Raw genomic sequence first — 14155 nt, 5'->3', positions numbered from 1 at the left:
TAAGACTTTTAAAACAGGCAAGGCTTGTTAGAAACAGAAGAGATGGAAAGGTCATTTACTATTCATTAGATGACGGGCATATAAATGAAATTATAAGTAGTGGACTTGACCACATTATGGAGTGATTATGAAAGTTAAATTAAATGGATTAAATTGTCCCAACTGTGGTGCAAAAATTGAAAGAGAGATAAATAATCTGCCAAATATAAAACTTGCAAACGTAAATGTAATAGATAGCACTTTGAATTTGGAAACGAAAGATGGTAACTATGAACAGATCCTTAAAGAATGTAAGGAAATAGTTGATAGAATTGAACCGGGAACTGGATTTAGAGTTGTGGAAGAAATGGAAGAAGTGGAAGAGGAAGAGCCAGGGTCAAAGAAAAAATTAATTACCATGGCAATTTCTGCGCTACTTATGGCAGTGGCGTATTTAATAAAGGGCAAGAATAATACTCTTAACATTGCCCTTGAACTTATAGCTTATCTTGTAGTGGGTTTTCCAATATTAAAAACTGCATTTATAAATATTACTAAGGGACAGATTTTTGATGAAAACTTTTTAATGACCATTGCAACCCTAGGTGCCATTGCCATTGGGCAAAGGGAAGAGGGAGTCATGGTAATGTTACTGTATACCCTTGGAGAGTATTTACAAGACAAGGCCGTTGACAGTTCCACCAAGTCAATTAAAAACTTGGTTAAGATGAAACCGGAGTCTGCCAATTTACTTGTAAATGGAAAGACTGAAGTTGTAAAGCCTGAAGTTTTAAAACTTGGAGACATTATAAGAATACTTCCTGGAGAAAAAGTTCCAGTGGATTCAGTGGTGATAAAAGGGGAGTCATCCCTTGACACATCTTCAATAACAGGAGAGTCAATTCCTTTAAATGTTTCCATTGGAGATGAAATAATTTCTGGATCCATTAACAATGAAGGTGTTATAGAGGCAAAGGTACAAAAGGAATACAAGGATTCAACAGTAAGTCAAATACTGGACTTAGTAAAGAATGCTTCCAACAAGAAGTCTGAAACAGAAAACTTCATTACGGTGTTCGCTCGATACTACACACCAATTGTAGTTATAGCGGCGATCGTAATTGCAATCTTACCTCCAATTATTTTAAATCAAGAATTTAAAAAGTGGATATACACAGCACTGACCTTTTTAGTAATTTCATGTCCATGTGCCATGATAATATCAATTCCACTGGCATACTTTGCATCAATAGGTGTAAGCTCCAAACATGGTATTTTGGTTAAGGGCTCAAACTATGTAGAGTCCATGTCGAAGGTTGATACAATTATAATGGACAAGACTGGAACATTAACAGAAGGTTCGTTTAAAGTTATAAATGTTTCAGCAAAGTCATGCACAGAAGAAGAACTACTATCTATGGTTAAAAAGATGGAGGAACATTCAAACCACCCAATAGCCCAGTCCATAAGAGACTATTACAAAGATGAAGTTAACCTAGATATAAAAAATATTAAGGATATTCCGGGAAAGGGCCTTAGTGGTGAATTCGATGAAGAAGAAATTCTTTTAGGAAATAGCAAGCTTTTAAAAGAAAATAATATTTTAGTTGAAGAAGTGAAAAGCTCTGGCACATTGATATATGTGGCTAAGAATGGAAAATTTTTAGGTCATATTGAAATTGCAGACAGCTTAAAGAAAGATGCTAAGGAAACCATTAAAGAACTTAAAGGGCAAGGCATAAAAAATATTATTATGCTAACAGGAGACAGAAAAGTTGCAGCAAGTGAAGTTGCAAAAGAATTAAATCTTGATGATTATAGAGCTGGACTATTGCCACAGGACAAGGTTAAGTCCTTTAACGAAATCAAAGAGAGAGCAGAAGGTAGAGTTGCCTTTGTAGGTGACGGAGTAAACGATGCACCAGTGCTTAGGATTTCAGACGTGGGAATTGTAATGGGAGAACTGGGAAGTGACGCGGCAATTGAGTCGGGAGATGTTACCCTAATGGGAAATGAACTTAAAAAACTTTCTCTATTCCACAGAATTTCTAAGAAGACAAAACTAATCGCCATGGAAAATATCGTATTTGCCCTTGGAGTTAAATTTATTGTAATGATACTTGGAATAATAGGTCGTGCCAATATGTGGGCAGCAGTTTTTGCTGACGTTGGAGTGTCTCTAATAGCAGTGTTAAACTCTCTGAGGATTTTATTTATAAGGAAAAAATAACCATCTATTTTATAATGAAAAAAAGCTTGGTAACTATCCATTAAAGATACCAAGCTTTAGTGCTTTATTTAAGACCTCAAAGTCTATTACTGTAAATTCTCTCATATTTCCATCAATATTTCCTATCATTGGTCCATCTAAGGATTCTATACGACCGCTTAGTAGCTCAAAGTTTTCACTGATAGGAAGTTTCATATGCTTTTCGCTCTTATATTTTGCTAAAAACCCAAGCAGCTTTACAAACTTATCTTTCTTTAGAGAGTTAAAATTTAAAATCCCATCATCTATTTCAGCATAGGGTGCTGGTTGGAATCCAGTCCCATAAAATTTACCATTTGTCACAGCAGTGATATACCTATCATTTATAGAATCATGACTTGTACCATCTGCTAGTTTGCATGTTAACTTATATTTATAGGTAGACAATTTGGTCAAATTTAATGCCACAGCTAATATGATAGAAAGCTTTTTAAACTTACCCAACTTATCTTTTAATTCTAAAGATTTTTTTAGTACCTGACTTTCAAAACCAAAAGAGAAAGCATTTAAGCATAGCTCGTCATTGACTCTAATCAAGTCTATATCCTTAATTTCAAGACTCTCAACCTTATCTAATATTTGGTCAAAGGATAATTTAGGATAAACAGTCCTAGAAAAATCATTTCCTGTACCATTAGGTAAAAAGGAGAATATAATATCCTTGCCTCTAATAGCATTAACAGTTTCTCCTAGAGACCCATCTCCACCAACGGTAATGATAAGTTGGCCAGGATTTTTACTTGCGAAGTCATGGGCAATATTGGTGACTGAATTAGCATCTTTTGTTAGATGTATTTTATATTTATTTTTATCAAGGATATTGGAAAATTTATTATCTATTTTTTTTGCAATATCATCATAGTTTTTAGAAGCGGTGCTTATTATCACGCAAATCTGGTCAAATTCATTTAAAAACATAAGATCCCCCAATTATTATATTTTACCATAAAATGGGGGATCTTTATCGAATAAATATTATTTAGGAATATACAATCTTTTACCTGGTTGGATATTTGAACCAGTTAATCCATTCAACTCTTTAATCTCATAAACTACTTGTCTTACATCTTTTTTAGAGTTGATTTGTTCAGCTATTGTCCATAGGCTGTCACCTTGTTTAACTATTAAGCTAGGTTGGTTTTCTGACCTACCTTCTACAATACTATTTCCGAAAACATTAAATGTAAAAAATACTAATAAAGTAATAAGGCTAAGGCTCATTATTATAAATCTGTTGAATTTTCTTTGATCTTTAATTCTAAATCTCATATCTACCTCTCAATCAAACATTTGTTCTTTTCTATACTTATATTAACAGAACATTTGTTCTATGTCAACAAAAAAAGAACATTTGTTTTCTTTTGTGTATTTTGCTATAATTTAGATAAAGATAGGAGCCTGATATGAACGATAGACAAAAACAAGTTTTAGATTTTATTAAACAATTTATAGCAAAAAACCAGTTAGCACCGACAGTAAGAGATATACAAAATGGCGTTGGTATAAAATCAACATCTACTGTTTCAAATGATTTAACCAAGTTAGAAAAAGAAGGATATATAGAAAAATCAAATTTAAAATCAAGAGCCATCAAGCTTTTGGTAGATAATGAATATGAAGATGAGATTTTATCTAGTAAGGAAGAGACTATTGATATACCTGTTCTAGGTAATATCGCTGCTGGTAGTCCAACCTATGCTGAAGAAAATATAGAGTCATATTATCCAGTGCCTACACATATTACTAAAAATAAGGACTATTTCTTATTAAAGGTAAAAGGGGATTCCATGATTGAAGCTGGTATATTAGAAGATGATTTGATCTTAGTAGAAAAAACAAATTATGCTAACCATGGAGAAATAGTTGTAGCACTTATAGAAGATTCTGCTACAGTAAAGAGACTTTATAAAAAGAATGGACAGGTCATGCTGATTCCTGAAAACTCTTCTATGGAACCGATTATCCCTGAGTATATGGAGATACTGGGCAAGGTTATCTCCTTATTTAGAGAGAACATTTAGTTTTCTATAATAAACTTTGTTATTAAACTGAAAACTGTTATAATAAGTATTTGAGAGTAAAATATTTAGGAGTAGAAATGCCATTAGTTGAAAGTCAAGAAGACTTTAATAGATATAAAGAATATGTTAGAAATTCAAAGTTTGCTAAACCAATGCAAGACCCAAATTGGGCAAAGGTAAAAAACAATTGGTCAGTTGATTATGTTTATGTTGAAAGAAATAATCAAATAGCAGCTGCTTTAACCGTTTTAGGAATCGAAAATAAAGATAGCGGGTACTTCCTTTACGCACCAAGAGGTCCAGTTTGCGACTTTAAGGATTACGATTTAGTTGATGAGTTAATAAAAGAAGCTAGTGTTTTAAAGGATAAGTACAATGCATTCTTATTAAGGATTGATCCTGAAGTTATCTTTAATGAAAAAACTATCTATGAATATAGAAAAAGAGGCTACGATTTTAGGACTTATGGCGAAGATGAGCATTCATTTAGCCAACCACGACATAATATGATCTTACCTATTTCTGGTATGAGTGAAGATGAATTATTTAAGGGTTTTTCTTCATCAACTAGAAGATACCTTAGAAAATCATTTAAAAGCGGTGTAGAAACTGTTTTAGAAACAAATGAGAAGACCTTAGATAAGTTTTATGAGCTTACAAAGATTATGGCTGAAAGACAAGGTGTGACTTACAGGCCAAAAGATTATTTCCAAAGACTTATAGACCATAGCGGTGGTAAAATATTTACTACTTACTATGAAGGAGAAGCCCTATCATCATCAATACTCATTCCTTATGGAAATAAGGTATACTACCTATATGCAGCTAGTTCAAATGAACATAGAAATAAAATGCCAAACTACAATATGATATGGGAAGAAATTAAATGGTCTAGGGAAAATGGATATGATTACTTTGATTTCGGTGGAATATATTCCTTAGATTCTTTAGATGGATTATATAGATTTAAAGAAGGTTTCTGTTACCCAGACATGTATAGTAATTTTATTGGAGAATTAGACGTAGTTTTTGATAGGGAAAAATATAATATTTTCTTAGCTAAATAACTTTACTAAACTTTTAATTTATTATCCATCAAGGATTGATTATGGATTGTAAAAATATAATAGATAAAATAAAAAATAATGGTAAGCTTTTATCAGCTATATGCACTTATTTTCAAATACAGTATCAGAATATTGAGTTAATTCATTATTCATCACGATCTATAAGTGATATTAGGGCTCAATTTAATATAGATGATAAATGGATTCTTAAAATTGTTTCAAGCAAAATCTATAATGAAGAATATTTCATAGAATCTGACAAGCTTATTGATAACTATAATAAAAGCGGTATATATGCTCCAAGATACAAGTTATCAAAATACCATACTCACTTATACGAATTTGATTTTGAAAATATAGCTTTTATAGCTTGGATAGAGGAATATGCTCCATATAAAATATGTGCAAGTGAAGAATATAGCGAAGACATAAAGTTGCAAGTTTTATTGGAAACTTCGAAATATATGACCGCATATACTGATAAAGACCTTATGTCTGGAAATAGTATGTGGTCTATAATCGACTTGTCGGAATGGGATGATAATATAGATGAAAAAGAAGAGAATTATCTTTTATTGAGAGAGGCTCTACTTGATATCGATGAATTAGATTTAGTTTCGAAACTTGATCAGATAAACAAAGATTGTAGAGACCTTATAAAAGACAAGATAAAAAATTTAAGAAAATGCTCTATACAAGGCGATCTAAATCCTTCAAATATCTTGATAAAAGATGGAAAATTTATAGGACTAATCGATTTTAACATGGCGGGTAAGGAAGTGAATATAAATCATATATTAAATGAAACAAGGTATGATTTATCAGTAGAGGATTTCAAAAAATTTTCTGCTAAAGAAATTTTTGATAAGATGACCAACTACCGACAAGACTTACTGAATTATATCTTTACCTATTATAAATTAGATAAGATAGAAATAGAAGTTTGGGATTCTTATAGGAAGATAGTAGACTTATTTTTATTTCCAAATGTTAGCTTGTGGAGTTATTTGATAAAAGAAAATAGATACGTAGATAAAATAAAAGAACTTATTAATTTCATAATAGAAAGTTAAAAGACTGTGAACACTTTTTTTGTGTAAACAGTCTTTCTCTTTGTTATTATTTTTCTGATTTTTCTTCAGTCATTTTAATATCATTTAAAGGATTATGGCTTATAGCACTTTTAACACTGTCATCAGCCACATGGGTATATATTTGTGTGGTTGCAACCGAACTATGACCTAATACCTTTTGTAGGGTCCTAATATCAACGCCTTCTCTATACATAAGTGTAGCTGCTGTATGTCTTAACTTGTGGACTGAATACTTCCTAGTATCAAATCCAGCCTTGGCTAGGTACTTATCTAACATATGTTGGACAGCCCTATTAGACATCCTTGTATGCCTATTACTTAAAAATAAGGCCTTTTCTTCTTCTAAGTCTGGTCTTACCATCAAATATTGGTCTATAGCATACTTTGCAGCTTCTGTCATATAGACAACTCTTTCCTTGTTACCCTTACCAACAACTGTAAATTCCAAGTCTTTTAGACTTGTAGTATCCATAGATGTAAGTTCGGAAAGTCTTATACCAGTAGTTAAAAATAGTAAGACTATAGCAAAGTCCCTATATCTAAGGAAAGCATTTTTCTCCTGTGCTATCACTTCCAACAGTCTTTTTGATTCATCAAAGGTCATATAAACCGGATTTCTTTTTTTCATTTTTGGCAATTCTAACTCTAAAGTTGGGTTTTCATCCAAAGTCTTGGCAACAGTATTTAAATACTTATAAAAAGTCCTGAGAGAAGAAACCTTTCTAGACCTGGTAGTAGTTGAATTGTCCCTGTCATTGTCCCTATATGATATGTATGAATGCAAGTCTATAATGCTGATTCCTTTTAAGTCTTCAACCTTAAGCTTTCTTATATCAATATCTTCAATCTCTTCTTCTTCAAAATCTAATAAGTTGAGCCTATAGGTCATAAATTTTAAATATAATCTTAAATCATAATAATATTCATGGACTGTGTTTGGTGATAGTCCCTTAATTGTCTTCAAATAACTTAAAAAATCTCTTAAGAAATATGGAATATCCTTGTACATAATTCCTCCTAAAGCTATTATATACTATATTTGATCTTATTTTAAATGTTATAATAACAAAATAAGGGAGAAAATATATGAAAATATACCATACAAATGATATACATAGTAACTTTGATTTTTATAAGAAAGCAAGTGCCTATATAATTGAAAATAAAAATGATGAAGATTTATACTTAGATAGTGGAGACTTTGCCGACTTAAGTAACTTTATAGTCCAAGCCGATAGGGGACAATCTGCCCTTGAACTAGCCTTTTCTTTTAAACTAGATGCTATGGCTATAGGAAACAATGAGCTTGACCTAGGCTATGATGCCATAAGTAGCTTAGTCAATAAGTTTCCTTTGCTAAGTGCTAATGTAAGTGATGGATCAGGAAATTTAATTGAAGGATTAAAAGGTTCTATAATCATAAGAAAAAATGGCATTAATTTTTTAATTGTTGCCTTGTCACCATATTTTAATTCAAGATTCAAGGCTGGTGCCTATAACACATTTTTAAAGAATGGAAACCTGATAACTACAGATCCTTATGAAGCTATAGAAAGAGAACTTGAGGCTAACAAGGGTAAATATGATTTTTTGATTTTGCTTTCGCATAGTGGCCTTTGGATGGATGAGATCTTTATCAAAAAATATCCGCAAATAGACCTTATCCTAGGTGGTCATTCGCATAATGTTTGGATAGACAAGCAATATTCCCAATCTGGTCGTGGTGAAAATCTAGGAATAATAGATTTATCTTTAATTGATAAAAAATTAACTATTAAAGATATCGACCATAAATACCTAAAAGATAGTGAAAATACAAAATTTGATGAAATCTATAAAGCAAAGACTGACCTTGCTATAAAGATCCTATCCCAAGAAATTACAGCCATTGATAGCCTTTCATATGAACCATATGAAGAATGTCAGCTGATAAACTTTATATGTGATTCAATCCTTGCAGAAATGTCTGGAGATTTAGCAATTATGCACAACGGCATCGCTAATAATTCCTTAACTAAGCCAATCTCTAGACTAACTTTGTTAGATACAATCCCATCTAAATTGAATCCAACTAAATACAAGGTCAAGGGTTCGGACATATTAAAAGCTGTAATCCTGTCACAAGACCAAGATTATATAAGAAGACCTACTAGTGGTCCAGGTTTTAGAGGTAAAATAATTGGAGACCTGTCATTTTCCTCAAATGTAAAAATACAAAAAGATCCATTAATAATTACTATAGATAATAAAAAACTTGATCCAGAAAAAGAATATACTATTGTAAGTCATGATTATATTCAAAGAGGTTCAATTTATCCGTCCTTAAAAACTGAAAATAAAAATGCCACATGGCATAAACTTTTTATAAGGGATTTAATGGAAAAACATTTAAATAATGAATCTATATTTAATAAATCACTTATAAAAAGAAAAATTTCCAAATAAGACCTAATTTAGCCTAAAACGGACATATATTTACTTATCTATATAAGCAAAAAGCTCTTAAAACGCAAATTAGAGACAAATGGCTATTTCATCACGTTTATAAGATGTTTTTCTGGAGTTATAGCAGTATTTACTATAAATAGATAGGATTATGTGTGTTTTATATAATATAACTATAATATCTAGTTGATATATCCAGTAAATAAATAGTATAAGGCAATAACAATATAAAGTATAAGATATTATAATAGAAGAATAATAATCTTTGATTTGATTATCTAAAAGTATGGACAAGGGATATATAAAATATAAGAATAGATTTAGTAGAAAGTATTTAGTAAAGGATAAGAAATACATTTAGAAAATATTTCTATAATTTTTGAGAGACATATAAGAGCCTACAAAATTGCTTAAATATAAAAATGATGATAAATGACTTAAAGATTGGCTAGAAGGCTGAATCTTATCAGGTCTCTCCATCTGGGTTTAAAAGAATGGGTTTTGTCACAAAATTATTATTTTGTGACAAACTTTATATTTTTATATGGAAACATTTTTATATCCATATTACCCTACTTTTATAACTACAGCTAATTTTTATATCAAAATATTTATTTAAAATAATCAAAGAGAGAAATAGCTTCTCTCTTTTTCTATTATATGTTTTGTAATTTAAAATGTAGCAGATTAAATTATTTGATTAAAAAATTTCTGCTATCATACACCTAGCAGATCCACCACCATAAAATTCTATTGTGCTTACATCTGCATGTATTATTTCTGTAGTTTTTTCTATAGCTAATTTTTGTTTCTCATTTAGTGACTTATAGGCATTGGTAGACATGACTATAAAATTGTTTCCATCAGATCCTTTAAGTTCTAATGTATTTCCAAGTCCAGCTTTTAATTGGTCAGGATTAATTTCTATAATTTCATTACCATCTTTTTCCAAAGACTCTTTTACTCTTCCCCTATCCTCTTCATCTATGGCTTGAAGACATACCAGAGCCTTCTTTTCACCAATTCCCATCATTATATTTGTATGATAAATTAGCTCTCCATCTTGGTAAGATTTGAAATAACAAGGTCTATGGCCTGTATCTTCACACCATTTCAAGAATAGAGCCTTGTCAGATCTTTCAGATAAGGAGGTATATGCAGTTTTATTCTTCCTATCTATAACAATAGCTCCAGTCCCTTCAAGTACCTTATTTTTCTTTCTTAAGTCCGAATAGTCGAGTATATTTAATTCCCCAGGAGTTTTATTTCTAGCTATTTCTTCAACTTTCGATTTAAATTTATATATTTCTTCCTGCCTATTTTCAGCAAACATTGGATAGATTACTAAAAATCCATCTTCATGAGTGGAAAACCAATTATTTGGAAAGATGGAATCAGGTGTATGAGGAATGGTGGTATCCTCGATTATATTTACTTTTACTCCCTTAGACCTAATAGCATCTACTAAGCCATTAAACTCTTCTAAGGCCCTCTTTTGAATGATTTCAGGCGACTTATTATCATTATTTTGATAAATATTATTCACTGCAGTTTCTTCATTAAAATCAAATCTTTTTGGTTTGATCATTACAATTTCATCAGTGGTATGCTTAAACATATTTACTCCTAAATTAAAATAGATCTGATTTACTTTATAGTATATCAGACCTATTTTATCACAATTTTATTTTATTTTGCATAGGCTGAAGCTCTTATTTCTCTTATAACATGAACTTTTATCTTACCTGGATATTCTAATTCTTCTTCAATTCTATGGGCAATTTCTTGAGATAGTAAGGTTATCTTATCATCAGATATCTTATCTGGTTCTACTATAACTCTTATTTCCCTACCAGCTTGAATAGCATAAGCTGATTTAATGCCATCATATGAATTAGCAATTTCTTCAAGGTTTGAAAGTCGTTGTAAGTATGCTTCTATTGATTCTCTTCTTGCTCCTGGTCTTGCTGCTGAAATAGCATCTGCAGCTTGTACAACCATAGCTTCAAGTGAATTGAATGGTACATCAAAGTGGTGAGCTTCAACACAATGAACAATTTCTTCATTGATCTTATATTTTCTTAATAGTCTTACACCAATTTCAACGTGTGTACCTTCAACTTCTTGGTCTAAAGCCTTACCTATATCATGTAAAAGACCAGCTCTTCTAGCTGTTCTTGCATTGATGCCTAATTCGGTTGCTAGGTTACCGGCTATATTAGCTACTTCTACTGAGTGTTCTAAAACGTTTTGTCCATAAGAAGTTCTAAAGTTTAGTGTACCTAGTGTCCTTATTATTTCATGTGGTAGACCATGAACACGAGCTCTTTCTGCAGCACCTTCACCATATTGTCTAATCCTATCTTCAACTTCTTCTACAGCTAGTTCGTAAACTTCTTCTATCCTAGCTGGATGAATCCTACCATCAATCATTAATTTTTCTAATGTAATAGTAGCAATTTCTCTTCTCTTTGGATCATATGATGATAATACTACTGCTTCTGGTGTATCATCGATTATAACGTCTACACCTGTTATATTTTCAAAAGATCTAATGTTTCTACCTTCTTTACCAATTATCCTACCCTTCATATCGTCGTTTGGAAGGGTTACTAGGGTAACTGATGATTGGGCTACAACATCAGAAGCTTGTCTTTGAACGGCTCTAGTAATAACTTCTCTAGCTAGCTTATTTTGATCTTCCTTTATCCTAGCTTCGTAGTCTCTTACTATAAGAGCTCTTTGGTGTTCTGCTTCTTCATTTGCCATGTCTAAAACAATTTGTTTAGCCTCTTCATTGGTTAATGAAGCGATTTTTTCTAATTCTAACTTTTGTTCTTCTAGACTTTCGTCTATTTGTAATTCTTTTTCTTCAACATTTTTAAGCTTAGCATTTAATGATTCTTGTTTTCTATCAAGTTTTTCTGATTTTTTATCTAAGCTGTCTTCTTTTTTATCTAAAAGATCTTCTCTTTTATTTAATCTTTGTTCTTGTTTGCTAAGTTCGTTACGTTTTTTAGTTTCTTCTAATTCTATATTTTGTTTTAATTTATATACTTCTTCTTTAGCTGTCAACAAACTTTCTTTTTTTATATTTTCAGCATCTCTGTTAGCATCATCGATAATTCTTCTGGAAATATTCTCAGCAGAACTAATCTTGTTCCTATCAGATTTTTTCTTCATAATTGAAACAATAATATACCCAATTATAACTCCCACAAGCAAGGCAAGAACATAATATACTATATCCATATTGCCTCCTATTAGATGCTATACTATTTTATCTGAATCTTCTTCAACTACTTCTTCTTGCTTACCATATTGTAAGCTTTTAGCATGTTCTCTAACTTTTGCTTCAATTTCATCACATACATCTTGGTTTTCTTCTAGGTAGGTTTTTATATTTTCTCTACCTTGTCCTAGTCTTTCACCATCGTATGAATACCAAGAACCTGCCTTATCAATAATTCCAAAGTCTACAGCTGTATCAAGTATTGTACCTGTCTTTGAAATACCTGTACCATACATAATATCAAATGTAGCTACTTTGAATGGTGGAGCAACCTTATTTTTAACAACTCTAACTTGAGTTGAGTTACCGATTACTTCATCCTTGTCTTTGATTTGTTCTTTTCTTCTAATATCAAGTCTTACACTTGAATAGAATTTAAGAGCAATACCACCTGTTGTGGTTTCAGGGTTACCAAACATAATACCAATCTTTTGTCTTAATTGGTTTAAGAAAATTACAGTACAATTTGATTTTGCAACTATACCTGTTAATTTTCTTAAGGCTTGGGACATAAGTCTAGCTAGTAGACCAACATGAGTATCCCCCATGTCCCCTTCTATTTCAGCTCTTGGAACTAAGGCTGCTACAGAGTCAACTACTATTATATCAACAGCATTTGATCTTACTAGTGATTCTGTAATAGCTAAAGCTTGTTCACCAGTATCAGGCTGTGATAAAACTAAGTTTTCTGTATCAACACCTAAATTTTTAGCATAATTTACATCTAAGGCATGTTCAGCATCAATAAAGGCAGCAATCCCACCTAATTTTTGCGCTTCAGCTATAGAATGTAAGGCTAAGGTTGTTTTACCAGATGATTCTGGACCATAAATTTCTACTATCCTACCCCTTGGTAAACCACCAATACCTAGAGCTATATCTAAGTTAAGGGCTCCAGTAGGAATAGCGTCGATATTTGGTACTGCAGCTTCATCGCCAAGCACCATTATTGATCCTTTACCATATGACTTTTCAATTTGTGATAAGGCCCTATCGAGGGCTTTTTTCTTTTCTAAATCAATATCAGTCATTTATCCTCCTATATATTGTCTAAGTCTAAAACTTCAATATTTTTAATGAGGTAGTCTAAACCTGAAATGATTGTAAGTATAACTGATAAATATAAGAAAATGCTATATACATATAATGGAACAAAAGTTAATTGGCCACTTAATAAGTATAAGATTATTGTTATCATTTGGCTGGTTGTTTTTACTTTTCCGTAAATAGATGCTGCTATAGTTATATTTCTTGATGCAGCAAGCATACGTAGGCCGTCAATCAATAATTCTCTAAATATTATAACAATCATTGGCCATGCAGGTATCAAACCGGCTCCAACTAGGACTATAAATCCAGCTTGTGTTAGCACCTTATCTACTAAAGGATCCATAAATTTACCAAAAGTAGTGATTAGATTTCTAGATCTAGCTATATGGCCGTCTAGAAAGTCTGTTGCTGCTGTTAGAGCAAATATTACAGCTGGTATTACAGAATCTACACCATAAATGTTAAAAACTATTACAAAAACTGGAACCATAAACAACCTGATTAGGGTCAATTTATTAGCTAAGTTCATTTTTAACATCTCCATCTCCTAACATATTTTCATATTCATCTAAGGTCATCAATACATTTCTTGGCTTTGAACCATCCTGCTCGCTTACAATTCCACTTAGGGTCATTTGGTCTATAATCCTGCCAGCTCTGGCATAACCAACCCTAAATCTTCTTTGTATAGCAGATATTGATGCAGTATCTTCCATAATAACGAATCTAACTGCCTCATCAAATAGTTCATCCACCTCATCTAATGAATCATTAGACTTATTTACTTCTTCTATTTTTTTATTAAAACTATCATTAGTTTCTTCAACTATATTTTTGTTTTTTACATATGTTACAACTCTTTCAATTTCATGGTCTGTAACAAATGCGCCTTGTACCCTCTTTGGTTTTGGTAGCTTGCTTGGATAGTAAAGCATATC

General features: G+C 31.6%; 13 protein-coding genes. 5 read left to right on the top strand and 8 right to left on the bottom strand.

Annotated elements, in window-relative coordinates:
• Positions 1–127 precede the first annotated feature (127 nt).
• Complete coding sequence (locus Q0U66_RS03965) at positions 128–2209, top strand: heavy metal translocating P-type ATPase (RefSeq protein ID WP_297377686.1); 2082 nt, start codon at positions 128–130, stop codon at positions 2207–2209.
• A gap of 33 nt (positions 2210–2242) precedes the next feature.
• Here the strand turns inward: Q0U66_RS03965 and Q0U66_RS03960 are convergent, their stop codons facing one another.
• Together Q0U66_RS03960 and Q0U66_RS03955 are read right to left on the bottom strand one after the other, a co-directional pair.
• Positions 2243–3166: a diacylglycerol kinase family protein gene (locus Q0U66_RS03960; protein ID WP_297377684.1), complete on the bottom strand. Its 924-nt coding sequence runs from the start codon at positions 3164–3166 to the stop codon at positions 2243–2245.
• Between the two features lie 57 nt (positions 3167–3223).
• Positions 3224–3517 (bottom strand): LysM peptidoglycan-binding domain-containing protein, encoded by a 294-nt coding sequence (locus Q0U66_RS03955; protein WP_297377683.1) that lies wholly within the window; start codon positions 3515–3517, stop codon positions 3224–3226.
• A 134-nt stretch (positions 3518–3651) separates the two neighbouring features.
• Here Q0U66_RS03955 and lexA point away from each other — a divergent pair, with 134 nt between their 5' ends.
• The 3 genes from lexA to Q0U66_RS03940 all read left to right on the top strand — a co-directional run bounded on the left by lexA (position 3652) and on the right by Q0U66_RS03940 (position 6409).
• Positions 3652–4269 carry a transcriptional repressor LexA gene (gene lexA, locus Q0U66_RS03950; protein ID WP_297377681.1) on the top strand — a complete coding sequence of 206 codons (618 nt, stop codon included), beginning with the start codon at positions 3652–3654 and terminating at the stop codon, positions 4267–4269.
• Positions 4270–4346: 77 nt separating this feature from the next.
• The gene (locus tag Q0U66_RS03945) at positions 4347–5336 is read left to right on the top strand and encodes a peptidoglycan bridge formation glycyltransferase FemA/FemB family protein (protein WP_297377679.1); all 990 of its coding nucleotides are present in this window, start codon (positions 4347–4349) and stop codon (positions 5334–5336) included.
• Positions 5337–5377: 41 nt separating this feature from the next.
• Complete coding sequence (locus Q0U66_RS03940) at positions 5378–6409, top strand: phosphotransferase (protein WP_297377677.1); 1032 nt, start codon at positions 5378–5380, stop codon at positions 6407–6409.
• A gap of 46 nt (positions 6410–6455) precedes the next feature.
• Here the strand turns inward: Q0U66_RS03940 and Q0U66_RS03935 are convergent, their stop codons facing one another.
• Positions 6456–7439 (bottom strand): tyrosine recombinase XerC, encoded by a 984-nt coding sequence (locus tag Q0U66_RS03935; protein ID WP_297377675.1) that lies wholly within the window; start codon positions 7437–7439, stop codon positions 6456–6458.
• Positions 7440–7516: 77 nt separating this feature from the next.
• Here Q0U66_RS03935 and Q0U66_RS03930 point away from each other — a divergent pair, with 77 nt between their 5' ends.
• The gene (locus tag Q0U66_RS03930; RefSeq protein WP_297377673.1) at positions 7517–8875 is read left to right on the top strand and encodes a 5'-nucleotidase C-terminal domain-containing protein; all 1359 of its coding nucleotides are present in this window, start codon (positions 7517–7519) and stop codon (positions 8873–8875) included.
• Positions 8876–9575: 700 nt separating this feature from the next.
• Here the strand turns inward: Q0U66_RS03930 and ctlX are convergent.
• The 5 genes from ctlX to Q0U66_RS03905 all read right to left on the bottom strand — a co-directional run.
• Positions 9576–10493, bottom strand: coding sequence for a citrulline utilization hydrolase CtlX (gene ctlX, locus Q0U66_RS03925; RefSeq protein ID WP_297377671.1), 918 nt, complete (start codon positions 10491–10493; stop codon positions 9576–9578).
• Positions 10494–10564: 71 nt separating this feature from the next.
• Positions 10565–12127, bottom strand: coding sequence for a ribonuclease Y (rny, locus tag Q0U66_RS03920; RefSeq protein WP_297377669.1), 1563 nt, complete (start codon positions 12125–12127; stop codon positions 10565–10567).
• Between the two features lie 18 nt (positions 12128–12145).
• A complete protein-coding gene (gene recA, locus Q0U66_RS03915; protein ID WP_297377666.1) occupies positions 12146–13198 on the bottom strand; it encodes a recombinase RecA in 1053 nt (350 codons plus the stop codon).
• A gap of 8 nt (positions 13199–13206) precedes the next feature.
• The gene (gene pgsA, locus Q0U66_RS03910) at positions 13207–13746 is read right to left on the bottom strand and encodes a CDP-diacylglycerol--glycerol-3-phosphate 3-phosphatidyltransferase (protein WP_297377687.1); all 540 of its coding nucleotides are present in this window, start codon (positions 13744–13746) and stop codon (positions 13207–13209) included.
• Positions 13733–14155, bottom strand: a 423-nt coding sequence (locus Q0U66_RS03905; protein WP_297377664.1) for a DNA translocase FtsK, incomplete at its 5' end; no start/stop codon positions are given. The genes Q0U66_RS03905 and pgsA, both read right to left, overlap by 14 nt.

This window comes from uncultured Helcococcus sp. (assembly GCF_946998255.1).
In the GTDB taxonomy this organism is placed as follows: Bacteria; Bacillota; Clostridia; order Tissierellales; family Peptoniphilaceae; genus Helcococcus.
The sequence above is the reverse complement of the archived record's forward strand: the minus strand, read 5'-3'. Positions and strand labels throughout refer to the sequence as shown.

What these genes read in the sequence shown, in the direction of transcription:
- Q0U66_RS03965 (WP_297377686.1), top strand. Translation starts at nt 128, where the DNA reads ATGAAAGTTAAATTAAATGGATTAAATTGTCCCAACTGTGGTGCAAAA.
- Q0U66_RS03960 (WP_297377684.1), bottom strand. Translation starts at nt 3,166, where the DNA reads ATGTTTTTAAATGAATTTGACCAGATTTGCGTGATAATAAGCACCGCT.
- Q0U66_RS03955 (WP_297377683.1), bottom strand. Translation starts at nt 3,517, where the DNA reads ATGAGATTTAGAATTAAAGATCAAAGAAAATTCAACAGATTTATAATA.
- lexA (WP_297377681.1), top strand. Translation starts at nt 3,652, where the DNA reads ATGAACGATAGACAAAAACAAGTTTTAGATTTTATTAAACAATTTATA.
- Q0U66_RS03945 (WP_297377679.1), top strand. Translation starts at nt 4,347, where the DNA reads ATGCCATTAGTTGAAAGTCAAGAAGACTTTAATAGATATAAAGAATAT.
- Q0U66_RS03940 (WP_297377677.1), top strand. Translation starts at nt 5,378, where the DNA reads ATGGATTGTAAAAATATAATAGATAAAATAAAAAATAATGGTAAGCTT.
- Q0U66_RS03935 (WP_297377675.1), bottom strand. Translation starts at nt 7,439, where the DNA reads ATGTACAAGGATATTCCATATTTCTTAAGAGATTTTTTAAGTTATTTG.
- Q0U66_RS03930 (WP_297377673.1), top strand. Translation starts at nt 7,517, where the DNA reads ATGAAAATATACCATACAAATGATATACATAGTAACTTTGATTTTTAT.
- ctlX (WP_297377671.1), bottom strand. Translation starts at nt 10,493, where the DNA reads ATGTTTAAGCATACCACTGATGAAATTGTAATGATCAAACCAAAAAGA.
- rny (WP_297377669.1), bottom strand. Translation starts at nt 12,127, where the DNA reads ATGGATATAGTATATTATGTTCTTGCCTTGCTTGTGGGAGTTATAATT.
- recA (WP_297377666.1), bottom strand. Translation starts at nt 13,198, where the DNA reads ATGACTGATATTGATTTAGAAAAGAAAAAAGCCCTCGATAGGGCCTTA.
- pgsA (WP_297377687.1), bottom strand. Translation starts at nt 13,746, where the DNA reads ATGAACTTAGCTAATAAATTGACCCTAATCAGGTTGTTTATGGTTCCA.